Here is a 15,726-nt window from a genome sequence, read left to right as displayed (position 1 = left end):
GATGGCCGAATCCCTGCCGGGAACGGCGGTCCGCGAGGTCAGGGAAGAGACGGGACTCGAAGTAGAGATCACCGGACTCGTCGGCACGTACACCGACCCGCGCCATGTCATCGCCTACACGGACGGCGAGGTCCGCCGACAGTTCAATGTGTGCTTCACCGCCCGCATTGTCGGGGGGCAGCTTGCGATCTCCGAAGAGTCCACAGAGCTTCGATTCGTGCCGCCGGAGGAACTCGCCGATCTCCCCATACACCACACCCAGCGGCTCCGGCTCCATCACTTCCTGGAACATCGCGAGCAGCCGTATCTCGGCTGAGCCCGTGAGCCGGGGGCGCGTCAGTCGACCTTCTACGATGAGAACCCATGGACCACAGCAGTGGGTTATCACGGTGGGGCGTCCTGGCCCTGACACTCCTCCTCGCGCTTGCGACCGCGTGCTCACAGCATGAAGACACAACACCCGACCACCGGATGTCACCGAAAGCACGGACGTATCTCACGGCGGCACTGGACCTCATCCAGAAGCGGGCGCTGAAACGGGACGAAGTCGACTGGGCCGAGGTGCGCCGCACAGCGTTCACCCAGGCGGCGGACGCCCGGAAACCGAGCGGCACATACCCAGCGATCGAGGGGGTTCTCAGTGCCCTCGGGGACGGCCACAGCCGCTTCTTGACTCCGGCGGCAGCAAAGCAGTCATCGGGGACATCCTTGGACACGATTCCCGGCCTGGTCGCCAAACGGTTGCGGAGCGGTCCGGGGTACGTGGCTCTCCCGGGTGTGCAGGGCTCGACGCACACGTATGACACGTACGTGCGTCAGGGCCAGTCCGCGGTGGCGGCGGCCGACCGGAAGGGCACCTGCGGCTGGGTGGTGGACCTGCGCGGGAACAGAGGCGGAAACATGTATCCCATGTTCGCCGTCGTAGCGGCGATCCTGGGCGACGGACATGTGGGCGCCTTCGTGGGGGCCGACGGCAAGCGCACCGTGTGGACGGTGAAAGACAGGAACCTGAAGGTCGGCACCAACCCGTCCCCGCTGCCGGCGGCCAGGCCGCTGTCGCGTACGCACCCGACCGTGGCCGTCCTGACCGACAGCCAAACCGCGAGTGCCGGAGAAGCGGTCACCGTGGCCTTCCGGGGCCGCCCCGCGACCCGCAGCTTCGGCATGAGGACCTCGGGGGTTCCCACCGGCAACCGCCGCCACCGCCTTTCCGACGGTGCGGCGCTCGTGCTCACCGAAATGATGGAAGCGGACCGAACCGGACGCACATACGACGGACCAATCCCGCCGGACGAGGAGTTCCTCGTCGAGCCCAAGGACATCGGCACCAACCGTGACCGCGCCCTGGCCGCAGCCACCCTCTGGCTCGGGAAACAACCCGGCTGCCAGTGAACGATCGATGCTCGCCATTGCGAGGCGAGGTGCTGACCTCACCTTCCCCCGTTGCCGCGCCACTTTTCCGGCGAGGCGTCGAAGGTTCCCTCGGTGAGCACGGGCACGAGCCCGCTCGCGTTCAACTCGACCGCGATGGCCACGTCCTCGGCGAACCCGCCCTCGGCCAGCTCGATCCCCGAGAGACAGGCGGCGACGGCGACTCCCCCGCGGCGATCACCGCGAGCGGCCGCTCCGGGCTCCCGTAGCCGTGCCCCGCCAGCCACCGGCCGAAGTCGCGGTGGCGGCGCGCCGGCCCACGGCCGGCTCGGCGGCCTTCTGCCGGGCAAAGGCGACCGCCGTCTCGTCGCGCCAGGCGTACGGGAGCACCCCGCGTGCCCGCCTCGACCGCGACCGTCACCGAGGTCGTGAACGACAGCACGTCGACCACCACAAGGCAGGCCGCCTCCGGCGCGAGCCGCCGGGCCCCGCCCGGCCCCCACTCGAATCGGACCCCGTACTCACGCTGGGGAAGCCACTCGCTCATGGCGATCAAGTCTGAACGGTGGTGTTTTCGGGGGGAGTACCGGGCGAGGAGGGCCGCCGGGCGGTGTCGCGCCGGGTGATCGCCTCGGCGACTTCCCGGATGGCGGAGCGGAGCAGGTCGCCGTAGGAGTCCCGGGGGAGGCCGGGGGCGTGCTCCGCGGCGGCGTCGATGTGCTCGGTGGCGGCTTCGAAGGATCCGAGCCGGCGGTAGTTGTCGGCGAGGTTGAGGTGCAGGGAGGGGTAGAAGCCCGCGATGTGGAGCCCGGCGTGGTGCTGCTGGACGCGCTGATCGGTGACGGCGTCGGCGGCGTCCAGGGCGCGGATGTCCCAGGCCAGGGCCTGGGCGGGGTCCTCGTGGAGATCGGCGAGGTAGTGCGCGAGGGTGCAGCGGTGCAGGGGGTCGCCGGTGACGCCGATCGCGGACCAGAGGTCCAGGAGTTTCCGGCGGGCGGAGGCGGCGTCACCCGCCCGGCCCTCCGTGACGGCGTGGCCGATGGCCTCCATGGTCGGGTCGGGGGTTGTGGGAGTGGCGGTCGTGGGAGTGGCGGTCACGGGGAGGGTCCTCCTGCTTGACGGGCATGGCCACGGTGGTGAGGTCACCACGGTCGGCGGAGCGGATGGTGGCGGGGCGGTCGGGGCCCCTCAGGTCGAGCATCACCTCGGGGCCGAGGGCGGTGCTGACGGCCGGATAAAGCGTCGTCAGCTCGAAGGAGACCGACAGGGTCCGCCCCGTCACGGTGGCGGGGAGCGGGGTCCCGGGGTGGTTGTCACCGGGCGGCAGGACGTGCGCTCCGTGGTCGGTCAGGCGCAGCGTGATCCGCTCGCCGGGGTGGTCTTCCAGGGCGCGCAGGAAGACGTCCTTGGACACCGTCACACGCGTGGTGGCCTCGCCCAGTGACGCGAGCATCAGCCGGTAGTCGGGGAACTCCTCCGTCAGCAGCCCGCAGTGCGGGTCCTCCTGGTCGTCTCGCCGGCCCGCCCGGCGCAGCCGGATCGCGTGCGGTGTGGCCTCGATGCGGACCAGCGGGCTGCGGCGGATCTCGGCGGCCGCGGCCCGCAGCTCCTCGCCGCCCACCGTGCCGGCCCAGGTGGCGGTCGTCGGCTCGGCGGGCACGAGCGTGCGGGTCGAGAGCCGGTAGCGGTCGGTCGCGGTGAGGGTGACCGCTTCGGGGGTCACCTCGAGGCGCAGCCCGCCGAGTACCGGCAGGCCCGGCTCTCGTACGGTCGCGGTGAGGATCTGTTCGACGGCGTCGGCCAGCACGGGGCCCTTGAGGGCGGCGAGCGGCCGGCTCGGCACGTCGGCGAGCGTGGACTTGAGGAGGGCGGCCTTGTGGCGTGCCGCCATCGCCTCGCCGAGCACGTTCGCGAGGTGCTCGTCGATCAGCCGGGACGCCTCCTCGGGGCCGGCGGCGAGGACGGCCCCGACGGCGGTGAGGGGCATCGCGAGCTCTCGGAGGCGGCGGAGCGCGACCGCCCGCGCCACCTGGTCGGGCCGGTAGTAGCGGTAGCCCGAGACGGGGTCGGTCTCGGCGGGGCGCAGCAGCCCCGAGTCGGCGTAGAACCGCAGCGCGCTCGGGGTCAGACCGCTGCGTCGGGCGAAGACCCCGATGGGCATCAGCTCGGATGGTGGCACGCGGCCATCATCGGGCTTCAACCAACTCGAAGGTCAACGGGCAGGGGCGGGGACACGGGCAGCGGCCCGGGCCCGGCCGACGCGGGGTCGGCCGGGCCCGCCCGCACGGGGCCGGGTCAGCGGCAGAGAACCGATTGGAGGACGTCGGTCAGGACCCGCTCCGGCTCGCGTTCGGCCCCCCGGGCGCGCCAGGCGACGAAGCCGTCGGGGCGGACGAGGACCGCGCCCTGGGGGGTGGTGCCGTGGAGTTCGGTCCAGTCGGTGCCGGGGTCGGGGGTCAGGTCGTGGGTGGGGTCGGGGCCGATGCGGTAGGCGGCGAGGGGGATGTCGAGGCGGTCGGCGACGCGCAGGGCGGCGCCGTGCCAGGCGGCGCCTTCGGGGCCGGTGAGCAGCACGCAGGTGCGCTCGTAGAGGTCCAGGGTGGACATCCGGGTGCCGTCCCGGTCGACCCACAGGTGCGGGGCGCGGCTGCCGGGTTCGCCGGTGGCGGTGAAGCGGTCGGGGACGACGGGGGTGGCGGGGTCGGCGCCGTGGATCGCGTCGGAGGCGTAGCGGTAGCCCATGGCCACCGCGAGGACATCGCTCTGCCGGCCGGTGGTCGGTGGCGCGCTGTAGCCGGGGTGGCTGTGTTCCGCGGAGCGCGCGGCGGCGCGGGCGCTGGTGGCCACGGCCACCGGCTGGCGTTCGGCGCCGTAGGTGTCCAGCAGGCCGGGGCCGGCCCAGCCGCCGAGGACGGCGGCGAGTTTCCAGACCAGGTTGTGCGCGTCCTGGATGCCGGTGTTGGAGCCGAAGGCGCCGGTGGGGGACATCTCGTGGGCGGAGTCCCCGGCGAGGAAGATCCGGCCGTCGCGGTAGCGCTCGGCCACCCGTTCGGCCGCGTGCCAGGGGGCCTTGCCGGTGATCTCGACCTCCATGTCGCGGACGCCGGTGGCCATGCGGATGTGTTCGGCGCACCGCTCGTCGGTGAAGTCCTCCAGGGTCTCCCCGGTCTCGGGGTGCCAGGGGGCGTGGAAGACCCACTGTTCGACGTTGTCCACCGGGAGCAGGGCCCCGTCGGCGGCCGGGTTGGTGAGGTAGCAGGCAATGAAACGGCGGTCGCCGACCACGTCGGCGAGGCGCTTGGCGCGGAAGGTGATGCTGACGTTGTGGAACAGCTCGCCGCGGCCGGTCTGGCCGATGCCCAGGCGCCGGCGTACCGAGCTGCGGGGGCCGTCGGCGGCGATGAGGTAGTCGGCGCGCACCACGCTGGTGCGGCCGGACTCGCGGTGCTCGACGACGGCGGTGACCCCTTCGGCGTCCTGCTCGAAGGAGATCAGTTCGGTGGAGAAGCGCAGCTCGCCGCCCAGCTCCTGCGCGGTCCGCAGCAGGACGGGTTCGAGGTCGTTTTGGCTGCACAGACACCATCCGGTGGGGCTGAACCTGCTCATGGCGCCGCCCGGGTCGATCTCCCGGAAGAGCCAGTGGTGATCCATCCCGGTGAGGGATTCGGCTTGCAGGATGCCGTGGTTGCCGGCCAGGACGGACGCGGCTTCGCGGACCGCGGACTCCACCCCCGCGGTGCGGAACAGCTCCATGGTGCGGAGGTTGTTGCCGCGCCCGCGCGGGTGCGTGGAGGTGCTCGCGTGTTTCTCCACGAGCAGGTGTCCGACGCCCAGCCGGCCCAGGAAGAGTGAGGCGGACAGGCCCACCAGGGAGCCGCCCACGACGAGTACTGGCACACGCTCATCGACATGGGAATTCATCTTGCTGCTATTCCCGGGGTTTTGGCCTGGTCAGGCGCCCGGTGTGGCCCTTCGTCCGGATGGCTCACATATCTCGCGGCATCCGTGGGAGCGCTCCACGATCGTATCCACGGGCGTCATGTCCGGCGATGGACGTGCCCGGAGGAGGAGTGGAAACCTATGAGCACCCTGCCCAGGACTTCGCGGCCCGCGAAGTCCACGACGACGGCCGAGCCCCCGCCTCGGCCATCCATGCTCACCGACGCCCGGCTCCGCGTGGTGCTGCTGGTGTCGGTGCACGCCGGCGCCGAAGAGCGCTTCCTGGATGCCTACGACCAGTTGTCGCGACAGGTGGCCGCGGTCCCGGGCCACATCAGTGACCAGCTGTGCCAGTCGATCGAGAACCCCTCGCAGTGGCTGATCACCAGCGAGTGGGAGAGTGCCCCGCCGTTCCTGAGCTGGGTGGAGAGCCCGGCGCACCGCGAGATGGTCAAGCCCCTCCACGGGTGTGTGGAGGACACCAGGTCGCTGCGGTTCAGCGTGTTGCGGGAGACCTCCTCGGCCGAGCCGGCCAAGGGCGGCTCGGCCCGGCGCGCCGCGGCCCCCGGGCGGGTGGTGCCGCGGGTCGGCGACGGCCTGGTGCGGCACGCCCTGACCTTCACCGTCAAGCCGGGCAGCGAGCAGACCGTCGCCAAGATCCTGTCCGACTACGCGGCGCCCGAGGCCCGGGTGGACGACACCACGCGGCTGTGCCGCACATCGCTGTTCATGAGCGGCAACCGGGTGGTGCGGGCGGTGGAGGTGAAGGGCGACCTGGTGGCGGCGCTGCGCCATGTGGCCCGGCAGCCCGAGGTCCGGGCGGTGGAGGAGGCCATCAACCCGTATCTGGAGGAGGACCGCGACCTGGACGACCCGGAGGCCGCGCGGGACTTCTTCATGCGGGCGGCGCTGCCCGTGGTGCACCACCTGACGGCGGACCCCAGCCGCCCGCCGAACCTGCGGCGCCACATGTTGCTGTACCCGGTGAAGACCGGCTGCGGGCCGGCGGTGGCCAGCCTGCTGGCCCGTCAGGACGACCTCGCGGTCAGCAAGGCCAAGGCGGCGATGGCGTCCGGCGGGGGGCAGCACACCATCGTGAGCAGCACCGTCTTCCAGCGGGACGACATCGTCGTGCGGATGGTGGACATGGGTGTGCCGCTGGAGCGGGACCCCGCGATGGCGGCCGGGGTCAGCGGGCCGCGCGCGGCCGCGGTGCTCGGCCGGCTCCTGGACCCGGGTGCGGGCGGCGGGAAGATCGATCTGTCCGGCGAGGCCGGGCTGCGGCGCTTCCTCGCCGACTGCGACATGGACCCGGTCACCGACCGCCGCGCGGCGGACTACTGACGCTCCCTCCCCCCGCCCCGCTTACGTCCCCCTACCTCGCCCGTTCCGTCCCCCGTTACGTCGTGCACGGCGGCCGCACCGCCTTCTGGAGGCCATTATGACCACGCAGTCCCACCTCATCGTCGACCTGTCCGGGGTCGCTCCCAACCGTCGCCGCGGCGGCGATGTGCGCGCCATGCTCACCCCCACCACGGTGGGTGCCACGAGCGGCTTCATGGGCATGGCCGTCGTGCAGCCCGGCGAGCGCGTCGGGGAGCACTACCACCCGTACTCCGAGGAGTTCGTGTACGTGGTGTGCGGCGAGCTGGAGGTGGACCTGGACGGGACGGCGCACCCGCTCCGTGCCGACCAGGCGATTCTGATCCCCACCCACATGCGCCACCGGTTCCGCAACGTGGGCGACACCGAGGCCCGGATGGTCTTCCACCTCGGCCCGCTGGCCCCGCGCCCGGAGTTGGGCCACGTGGACACCGAGACCGCCGAGCCCGCCGAGGCGGCGTCGTGACCCGAAGGGTGGTGGTCACCGGGCTCGGTGTCGTCGCCCCCGGGGGCGTGGGCGTCCCGGCCTTCTGGGACATGCTCACCGCGGGCCGCACGGCGACCCGCGGCATCACGCTGTTCGACGCCGCGCGGTTCCGTTCGCGGATCGCCGCCGAGTGCGACTTCGACGCCGAGGCGTGCGGGCTGTCCGCCGAGCAGATCGAACGCTCGGACCGCTATGTGCAGTTCGCGCTGGTGGCGGCCACCGAGGCGATGCGGGACGCGGGGATCGCGCCGGGCGGCGGGGACCCGTGGCGGATAGGCGTTTCGATGGGTTCCGCGGTGGCCGCCTCCACCCGTCTGGAGCAGGACTACGTCAAGGTCAGCGAGTCCGGTGCGCGCTGGGACGTGGACCACCGGCGGGCGGGTCCCTATCTGCACCACGCCTTCTCGCCGAGCGCGCTGGCCTCCGGCGTGGCGGAGCTGGCCGGCGCGCACGGGCCGGTGCAGACCGTCTCGACGGGGTGTACGTCCGGTCTCGACGCGATCGGCTACGCCTTCCAGACGATCGAGGAGAACCGGGCCGACGTGTGCGTGGCCGGGGCGGCGGACACCCCGATCACCCCGCTCACCGTGGCCTGCTTCGACTCGATCAAGGCGACCTCGACGAACAACGACGACGCGGAGCACGCGTCCCGGCCGTTCGACGCCGATCGTGACGGCTTCGTCCTCGGCGAGGGCGCCGCCGTCCTGATCCTGGAGGAGCTGGAGCACGCCCGCGCCCGGGGAGCGAAGGCGTACTGCGAGTTCAAGGGGTTCGCCACCTACGGCAACGCCTACCACATGACCGGTCTGACCCGGGAGGGCCTGGAGATGTCCGAGGCGATCAACCATGCGCTCGGTCACGCCCGCGTCGACAGTACGGAGGTCGACTACGTCAACGCCCACGGCTCCGGCACCAAGCAGAACGACCGGCACGAGACGGCCGCCGTGAAGCGGTCGCTGGGCGACCACGCGTACAAGACGCCGATGAGCTCGATCAAGTCGATGGTGGGGCATTCGCTGGGGGCGATCGGGGCGATCGAGCTGGCCGCCTGCGCCCTGGCGCTGGCCCACCAGGTGGTCCCGCCGACCGCGAACTACGAGACCCCGGACCCCGAGTGCGATCTGGACTACGTCCCGCGCACCGCGCGCGCCCTGCCGCTGCGCAATGTGCTGTCGGTCGGCAGCGGGTTCGGCGGCTTCCAGTCCGCGGTGGTGCTGGGCCGGGCGGGAGGTGCCACATGAGTGCCACATCGCCGGTGCACACTCGTGGGGCGGTGGTGACCGGGCTCGGGGTCATCGCGCCGAACGGCGTGGGGAGCGACGCGTTCTGGAAGGCGACCCGGGAAGGGATCAGCTTCCTGGACCGGCTCACCCGCCGGGGCAGCGAGAACTTCCCGGTGCGGATCGCCGGGCAGATCCGCGGCTTCGACCCGGCCACCATGATCGAGGAGCGGCTGCTGGTCCAGACCGACCGCTTCACCCATGTGGCGCTGGCCGCGGCCGACCTCGCGCTGGAGGACTCGCGGCTGCCGGTCGACGACCTCTCGCCGTTCGCGGTGGGGGTGGTGACCGCGGCCGGCTCCGGGGGCGGCGAGTTCGGCCAGCGGGAGCTGCAGCAGCTGTACGGAAAGGGCCCGCGCCATGTGGGCCCGTTCCAGTCCATCGCCTGGTTCTACGCGGCCAGCACCGGCCAGGTGTCCATCCGCGGCGGCTTCAAGGGCCCCTGCGGGGTGGTCGCGGACGACGAGGCCGGCGGACTGGACGCGCTGGCACACGCACGGCGGTCGATCCGGCACGGGGCGGACGCGATCGTCGTGGGCGCCACCGAGGCGGGGCTCGCCCCGTACTCGATGGTGTGCCAGATGGGGTGGCGGGAGCTGAGCCGGGCCCGCGACGCGGGCCGGGCCTATCTGCCGTTCACCACCGACGCGTGCGGCTTCGCGCCCGGCGAGGGCGGGGCGATGTTCGTGGTGGAGGAGGAGGGGGCGGCCCGGCGCCGCGGGGTGCCGATCCGCGGGTTCATCAGCGGCCATGGGGCGACCTTCACCGGGGCGTCCCGGTGGGAGCGGTCCCGGGAGGGGCTCGCCCGCGCGATCCGCGTGGCGCTGGACGACGCGGGGTGCGCGCCCGAGGAGATCGACGTGGTGTTCGCGGACGCGCTCGGCGTGCCGGAGGCGGACCGGGCCGAGGCGCTGGCGATCGCCGACGCCCTGGGCCGGCACGGCACCCGCGTCCCGGTGACCGCGCCGAAGACCGGCTTCGGCCGGGCGCACTGCGCGGCTCCCGCGCTGGACGTGGCGGCCGCGGTGCTCGCCATGGAGCACCGCATGGTGCCGCCCACGCCCTATGTCACCGACGTCTGCCATGAGCTCGATCTGGTCACCCGCAGCCCGCGCCCCGCCGAGCTGCGGTGCGCGCTGGTGCTCAGCCGCGGGCTCATGGGTTACAACGCGGCGCTCGTGCTCCGCGGCCCGGAAGGAGATATGTGATGTCCAGTCAGTTCACCTACCAGGAGCTGGCCGCGCTCATGAAGAAGTGCGCCGGCCTGACCGTCGACCCGGCCCAGCTCGAGGGGTCCCCCACCATGACCTTCACCGAGTTCGGCCTCGACTCGCTCGGCCTGCTCGCCATCGTGGGCGAGTTGGAGAACCACTACGGCACCCCGATCGAGCCGGGCGCCGAGAGCTGCAAGACCCCCAGTGACTTCATCGACGTCATCAACGCCTCAATCACCGCAGGAGCCTGAGATGCCCGGCCACACCGACAACGAGATCACGATCGCGGCGCCGCTGGACCTCGTGTGGGACATGACCAACGACATCGAGAGCTGGCCGGACCTGTTCAGCGAGTACGCCTCCGTGGAGGTGCTGCGGCGGGAGGGCGACACCACCACCTTCCGGCTGACCATGCACCCCGACGAGAACGGCAAGGTCTGGAGCTGGGTGTCCGAGCGCGAGACGGCCCGCGATGTGCACACCGTGTGGGCGCGCCGGGTCGAGACCGGCCCGTTCGCCTTCATGAACATCCGCTGGGAGTACGACGAGACGCCGCAGGGCACCCGGATGCGCTGGACCCAGGACTTCGAGATGAGACCCGACGCGCCGATCGACGACGCCGGGATGACCGACCTCATCAACCGCAACAGCAAGGTCCAGATGGAGCTCATCCGGGACAAGATCGAGCAGCGCGCCCGCGCGACGGTGGAGGCCTGACGATGTACCGCACCATGATCGTCGCCAAGATGAACCGGGACGCGGGGCCCGACATCGCCAAGGTCTTCGCCGACTCCGACCGAGGCGAGCTGCCGAAACTGATCGGCGTCACCGGCCGCAGCCTGTTCCAGTTCGGCGATGTGTATCTGCATCTGATCGAGGCCGAACGGCCGCCGGCCGAGCAGGTCGCCAAGTACGTCAGGCACCCGGAGTTCCGGGACGTCAGCGAGCGGCTCCAGCCGTACGTCCAGGCGTACGACCCCGAGACCTGGCGCGAACCGAAGGACGCCATGGCGCACGAGTTCTACCGCTGGGAGCGCGACCGCGCCTGACGGCCGGAAGGGAGCTGGACCGTGGTCGCGGACTGGGTGCGCTGCGAGCGCTGCGCCGACCTGATCTACGGCAAGAGGTTCGCGCGCACGCTGCGCGTATGCCCGGACTGCGGCTGGCACAGCCCCTTGACGGCACGGCAGCGGCTGGACCAACTGCTCGACGCCGGCTCCGCGGCGCCGCTCGGCGAGGTCCGGCCGCTGCACGATCCGCTGGAGTTCACCGACACCCGGCCCTACCCCGAGCGGCTGGCGGAAGCGCGGGCCAGGACGGGCCTCACGGAGGCGGTGATCTGTGTCCAGGGCCGCGTCGAGGACCGGCCGGTGGTCGTGGCGGCGATGGACTTCCGGTTCCTCGGCGGCAGCCTGGGCTGCGGGGTGGGCGCGCTGGTCTGCGAGGCGGCACGCGCCGGCCTCGCGCGGCGCCTCCCGCTGCTGCTGGTCACCGCCTCCGGCGGGGCCCGGATGCAGGAGGGCACGCTGGCCCTGATGCAGATGGCCAAGACCGCGCAGGCCATGGCCGAACTCGACGAGGCCGGGATCCTCACGGTCTCGCTGATCACCGATCCTACGTACGGGGGTGTCGCGGCGTCCTTCGCCACCCTCGCCGATGTGATCGTCGCCGAGCCGGGCGCGCGGCTCGGCTTCGCCGGGCCCCGGGTCATCGAGCAGACGACCGGGGAGCGGCTGCCGGAGGGGTTCCAGACGGCGGAGTTCCTGATGGCCCACGGCATGGTGGACGACATCGTCCCCCGCTCCGCGCTCCGCGCCACCCTCTCCCGTCTCCTCGCGCTCGGCGCCCCGCCCGTACGGCCGCACGCCACCGGCACCCCGCGGGCCCCCGACACGCCGTACGCCGAGCCGCGCCCCTCCCCCGACGGCCACCCGGGCGGGCGGGGCGCGGAGGGGGCCGGGGGCGAGGAGGGGACGGCGGGCGCGGAGGGGACGGCGGGCGCGGAGGGGGCTGGGGGCGCGCGGGGGACGGTGGTGCGGCGGGTGGAGGACGTGGCGGAGCGGGACGCGTGGGAGGCGGTGCGGGGGGCGCGCCATCCGGACCGGCCCACCGTGCCGGACTACCTGGGCCACATCCTCGACGACTTCCAGGAGCTGCGCGGCGACCGGCTCGCCGAGGACTGCCCGGCCGTGGTCGGCGGGCCGGGGCTGCTGGCCGGGCGCGCGGTGATGGTGATCGGGCAGCACAAGGGCGGTGCGAGCCTGATGGAGCGGCAGGCGCACCGGTTCGGGATGCCCGCGCCCAGCGGCTACCGCAAGGCCGCGCGGCTGATGCGGATGGCGGCAAAGCTCGGCCTGCCGGTGGTCACCCTGATCGACACGCCGGGGGCCCATCCGGGCCCCGCCGCCGAGCGCGGCGGCCAGGCGGTGGCCATCGCGGAGAACCTGCGGCTGATGTCGCGGCTGCCGGTGCCCCTCGTGGCCGCGGTGGTCGGCGAGGGGGGAGGTGGCGGCGCGCTCGCGCTGGCGGTCGCCGACCGGGTGCTGATCAGCGCGGGCGGCGTCTACTCGGTCATCAGCCCCGAGGGCTGCGCCGCCATCTTGTGGAAGAAGCCCGAGGCGGCCCGGGCGGCCGCGGCGGCCCTGCGGCCGACTCCGCGGGACCTGCTGCGGCTCGGGGTGGTCGACGGGGTGGTGCCGGAGCCGCCGGGCGGCGCCCACCGGGACCCCGCCGAGGCCGCCGCCCTGGTCGGCGACGCGCTCGCCGAGACCCTCAGCGAGCTGGTGCCGTGGGACCCGGCCCGGTTGCTGCGGGCCCGGGCGGAGCGGTTCCGCCGCTTCGGGCTCGATACGGGGCTCGATGCGGGGCTCGATACGGGGGCCCACGACAGGTACGCCGACGCGCGGCCGCACACCGGGAGAGACGCGCCGTGACTTCTCCGCGGCGGGTGCCGGCGCGCCCGGAGTTCCGGTCGGCGACGCACACCACAGGGCTGATCGGAACGATGGGCCGAAAAGATGATCCGACGTCAGTCCATTCGCGCGGCGAACGAGTGAAGACCGCCGATATCTCCACCCGGAGGGCTTACAACCGGCCCGAAGGCTGGCCGCGTCAAGTGGCAGCTGGGCCCCGTGTCGCTGACGGTTGATAAGACACCTACACGATCCCTTTATCTGGCAAATGTCAGTAATCGTGCAGGTGCCGGAAGGAATGACTCATGCGATCTACTCGCGCACTCATCGCCGGGGCGGCGCTCGCCGCCTCCCTGACTCTGGGCGCACCTGCCGCCGCGTTCGCCGCTGACGTCTCCGACCCGGGCGGCCACGGGGGCTACTCCAACGGCCAGGAGTCCGAGGACTACGGCTCCGGCGGCTCCTGGAAGGAGAAGGAGAGCAAGGGCAAGGAGGAGGGGGACTTCGGTAAGGGCAAGGAAGAGTCCGGCTTCGGCAAGGAAGACTTCGGCAAGGGCAAGGAGGGGTACGGCAGCTGGGGCAGCGGCAGCTCGTGGAAGGAGCGCGAGCACGGCAAGCCGCACGGTGGTGTCCACACCGGTGGCGGTGGCATGGCCACCACCGGTAGCGGCATGGCCGCCGGCTCGGTCCTGCTCCTCGGTGGCCTCGGCGCCGGCGCCTACGCCCTGCGCCGCCGCAAGCCCGTCGGCAACGCGATCTGAGTCTGACCGCTTTTCGTAGCCCCGCTGCCGTGGCCAACCCCGCTTGTGGCGGTTGGCCACGGCAGCGCCACGCTCTCCGCCGGCGAGAAAGGCAGTTTCCCCATGGGCAAGCAGGGCGGTGCCGACAGCAACACCCGCGTTCTCCGCTGGGCCGCCGCGTCGGCCCTCATCGGCGTCTTCCTGATCTACAACTCGGTCGACGCGGCCTCCACCCAGACGCCGCCGAAGAAGTCCGCGGTCACCGGGCCGACGCTCACCCCCCGCCCGGAGCCGACCGCGCCCCAGGAGGTCCGGCTCGGGCCGGCGCTGCCGCGCTCGCCCGCCCGGCACCTGGACATCCCCGCCATCGGGGTGAGCGCGCCGTTCACCGAGCTGACGCTGGACCGGTCGGGGGTGCTGATCCCGCCCCCCTCCGACAACAACAACCTGGTCGGCTGGTTCAACGGCGGGCCGTCACCCGGCGAGCGGGGCAACGCGATCGTGGCCGGGCACGTGGACACCAAGACGGGCCCCGCGGTGTTCTATCTGCTGAGCACGCTGAAGAAGGGCGGCCGGGTCACCATCACCCGCGCCGACGGGATCGTCGCGACGTTCGTGGTGGACTCGGTGGAGACCTTCAGCAAGGCCGACTTCCCCGACGACCGGGTGTACGGGCCGACTCCCGACGCGCAGCTCCGCCTGATCACCTGCGGTGGTTCGTACGACCGCAACGTCCGCGACTACACCGCCAATGTCGTCGTCTTCGCCCACCTCGACTCCTTCCGGTGGGCGTAGCCCGGACGAGAGACCACCGACGAGAGACCCCACGAGATGCCGGCCGGGTGGCCGCGTGACCACCGTCACGCGGCCACCCGGCCGGAGTGCCGCTCACGCCGGGACGCGGCTGTCGAACGCGTGCAGATAGGGGTTGACGGGGCGGATGCCGGTGACGGTGAGCCCGGCCTCCGTCATGCGCGCCACCAGACCCTCGGAGGAATGTTTCCGGCCCCCCACGTTGAGGAGCAGGAACAGGTCCATGGCGGTGGTGAACCGCATGGAGGGGCTGTTGTCGAGCAGGTTCTCGATCACCAGGACCCGGGCCCCCGGCCGGGCCGCGGCCACCACGTTGGCCAGGGTCCGGCGGGTGGACTCGTCGTCCCACTCGAGGATGTTCTTGATGATGTAGAGGTCGGCCTGGACCGGGATCTCGCGCCGGCAGTCGCCGGGCACCAGCCGGGCGCGCGCGGCCAGCGGCCCGCCGTCGCGCAGCCGCGGGTCCGCGTTCGCCACCACCTGGGGGAGGTCGAGCAGCGTGCCGCGCAGCGTCGGGTGCTTCTCCAGCAGCGACGCCAGGACGTGTCCCTGCCCGCCGCCGATGTCCGCCACGTCCGCCGCCCCGCCGAGGTCGAGGAAGGCGGCGAGCTCCACGGCGGACTGCCGGCTGGAGGTGGTCATCGCCTTGTCGAACACGCGGGCCGAGTCCGGCGCGTCCTCGTGCAGATAGGTGAAGAAGTCCTTGCCGTGGATGTCGTCGAAGGCGCAGGTGTCCGAGCGCACGGCCTGGTCCAGGCGCGGCCAGGTCTCCCAGGTCCACGGCTCGGTGCACCACAGGCAGATGTACTTCAGGCTGTCGGGGGCGTCCTCGCGCAGCAGCCGGGACATCTCGGTGTGCGCGATCCGGCCGTCCTCGGTCTCGGCGAAGACCCCGCAGGAGGACAGGGCGCGCAGCAGCCGGCCCAGCCGGTCGGGCTCGGCGCCCACCGCGGTGGCCAGCTCCGCGACGGTGGCGGGCCGTTCGCCCAGGGCGTCGGCGACGCCCAGGGCGGCCGCCGCGCGGACCGCCGCCGCGCGGGCGGCGCCGAAGACCAGCTCCCGCAGCTGCGGCGCGGCCTTCGGCGGGGCGCCGTCGGCGGGCGCGGGGCCGTCCGCCGTGGTGGGTGGGGCGGTCCTGATCGAGGTCATGACGTCCTACCTTTCTTGATGTGGGTCTGAACTGGTCATTCGTAAGATCGGTGGGGCCCGGGGGTCCCGGGTATGGCTGCCATGACGTCGCCGTTTGGATGGCTCAGGAGACTTGGCCGCCCGGGCCCCGCGACGACTCGACCGCTAATTGGAAGACGCGACGCGATCGCTGTGTAGGACAACGTCGGCGAGGTCGTCTGCTGGGTTCATGTACGACGAGCTGGCGGAGGTGGCCGTGCCCGAGATCTGGGCCGGAGTGGACATCGGCAAGGAACATCACCACTGCGTGGTGATCGACGCCCAGGGCAAGCGGCTGCTGTCGCGTCGGGTACTGAACGATGAGGCTGAGCTGCTCAAGCTCCTGGCCGACGTGCTGGAGCTGTCTCAGGACGTGCTGTGGGCGGTGGACATCAACCACGGTGGTGCCGCGCTTGTGCT

General features: G+C 72.3%; 18 protein-coding genes. 13 read left to right on the top strand and 5 right to left on the bottom strand.

Annotated elements, in window-relative coordinates; translation table 11 throughout:
- Together BBH68_RS25390 and BBH68_RS25385 are read left to right on the top strand one after the other, a co-directional pair.
- Positions 1-316 (top strand): NUDIX hydrolase (locus tag BBH68_RS25390; protein WP_141713056.1); only part of this gene is annotated, 316 nt, incomplete at its 5' end.
- Positions 317-363: 47 nt separating this feature from the next.
- Entirely contained in the window at positions 364-1,392 is a 1,029-nt protein-coding gene (locus BBH68_RS25385) for a S41 family peptidase (RefSeq protein WP_079151198.1), read from the top strand.
- Between the two features lie 38 nt (positions 1,393-1,430).
- Here BBH68_RS25385 and BBH68_RS43350 read toward each other — a convergent pair whose 3' ends face one another.
- From BBH68_RS43350 to BBH68_RS25370, 4 genes are all read right to left on the bottom strand, one after another.
- Positions 1,431-1,658, bottom strand: a complete 228-nt coding sequence (locus BBH68_RS43350) for a hypothetical protein (RefSeq protein WP_076970641.1) — start codon at positions 1,656-1,658, stop codon at positions 1,431-1,433.
- Positions 1,659-1,923: 265 nt separating this feature from the next.
- On the bottom strand, positions 1,924-2,421 hold the full coding sequence (locus BBH68_RS25380) for a hypothetical protein (RefSeq protein ID WP_065965821.1): 498 nt from the start codon (positions 2,419-2,421) through the stop codon (positions 1,924-1,926).
- Complete coding sequence (locus BBH68_RS25375; protein WP_079151197.1) at positions 2,378-3,550, bottom strand: DNA polymerase III subunit beta family protein; 1,173 nt, start codon at positions 3,548-3,550, stop codon at positions 2,378-2,380. Before BBH68_RS25375 ends, BBH68_RS25380 begins: the two co-directional genes overlap by 44 nt.
- 116 nt (positions 3,551-3,666) lie before the next feature.
- Positions 3,667-5,292, bottom strand: coding sequence for an FAD-dependent oxidoreductase (locus BBH68_RS25370; protein ID WP_065965820.1), 1,626 nt, complete (start codon positions 5,290-5,292; stop codon positions 3,667-3,669).
- A 159-nt stretch (positions 5,293-5,451) separates the two neighbouring features.
- Here BBH68_RS25370 and BBH68_RS25365 point away from each other — a divergent pair, with 159 nt between their 5' ends.
- From BBH68_RS25365 to BBH68_RS25315, 10 genes are all read left to right on the top strand, one after another.
- Positions 5,452-6,654: a SchA/CurD-like domain-containing protein gene (locus BBH68_RS25365; protein ID WP_425428843.1), complete on the top strand. Its 1,203-nt coding sequence runs from the start codon at positions 5,452-5,454 to the stop codon at positions 6,652-6,654.
- Between the two features lie 97 nt (positions 6,655-6,751).
- A complete protein-coding gene (locus BBH68_RS25360; RefSeq protein WP_065965818.1) occupies positions 6,752-7,159 on the top strand; it encodes a cupin domain-containing protein in 408 nt (135 codons plus the stop codon).
- On the top strand, positions 7,156-8,421 hold the full coding sequence (locus BBH68_RS25355) for a beta-ketoacyl-[acyl-carrier-protein] synthase family protein (RefSeq protein ID WP_065965817.1): 1,266 nt from the start codon (positions 7,156-7,158) through the stop codon (positions 8,419-8,421). The genes BBH68_RS25360 and BBH68_RS25355 overlap by 4 nt, the downstream gene beginning before the upstream one ends.
- On the top strand, positions 8,418-9,668 hold the full coding sequence (locus BBH68_RS25350) for a beta-ketoacyl synthase N-terminal-like domain-containing protein (RefSeq protein WP_065965816.1): 1,251 nt from the start codon (positions 8,418-8,420) through the stop codon (positions 9,666-9,668). Before BBH68_RS25355 ends, BBH68_RS25350 begins: the two co-directional genes overlap by 4 nt.
- Entirely contained in the window at positions 9,668-9,925 is a 258-nt protein-coding gene (locus BBH68_RS25345) for an acyl carrier protein (RefSeq protein ID WP_065965815.1), read from the top strand. Before BBH68_RS25350 ends, BBH68_RS25345 begins: the two co-directional genes overlap by 1 nt.
- A 1-nt stretch (position 9,926) precedes the next feature.
- Entirely contained in the window at positions 9,927-10,391 is a 465-nt protein-coding gene (locus BBH68_RS25340) for an SRPBCC family protein (protein WP_065965814.1), read from the top strand.
- Positions 10,392-10,393: 2 nt separating this feature from the next.
- The gene (locus BBH68_RS25335) at positions 10,394-10,723 is read left to right on the top strand and encodes a TcmI family type II polyketide cyclase (protein ID WP_065965813.1); all 330 of its coding nucleotides are present in this window, start codon (positions 10,394-10,396) and stop codon (positions 10,721-10,723) included.
- Positions 10,724-10,744: 21 nt separating this feature from the next.
- Entirely contained in the window at positions 10,745-12,607 is a 1,863-nt protein-coding gene (accD, locus tag BBH68_RS39780) for an acetyl-CoA carboxylase, carboxyltransferase subunit beta (RefSeq protein WP_079151196.1), read from the top strand.
- A 284-nt stretch (positions 12,608-12,891) separates the two neighbouring features.
- A complete protein-coding gene (locus tag BBH68_RS25320) occupies positions 12,892-13,347 on the top strand; it encodes a hypothetical protein (protein WP_065965812.1) in 456 nt (151 codons plus the stop codon).
- Between the two features lie 102 nt (positions 13,348-13,449).
- A complete protein-coding gene (locus BBH68_RS25315) occupies positions 13,450-14,121 on the top strand; it encodes a class F sortase (protein WP_065965811.1) in 672 nt (223 codons plus the stop codon).
- A 93-nt stretch (positions 14,122-14,214) separates the two neighbouring features.
- Here BBH68_RS25315 and BBH68_RS25310 read toward each other — a convergent pair whose 3' ends face one another.
- Entirely contained in the window at positions 14,215-15,288 is a 1,074-nt protein-coding gene (locus BBH68_RS25310; protein WP_065965810.1) for a methyltransferase, read from the bottom strand.
- Between the two features lie 235 nt (positions 15,289-15,523).
- Here BBH68_RS25310 and BBH68_RS25305 point away from each other — a divergent pair.
- On the top strand, positions 15,524-15,726 hold a 203-nt coding region (locus BBH68_RS25305), incomplete at its 3' end, for an IS110 family transposase (protein ID WP_141713057.1).

The sequence above is a fragment of the Streptomyces sparsogenes genome, assembly GCF_001704635.1.
Lineage (GTDB): Bacteria > Actinomycetota > Actinomycetes > Streptomycetales > Streptomycetaceae > Streptomyces > Streptomyces sparsogenes.
This window is presented reverse-complemented; position numbering and strand designations above follow the sequence as displayed.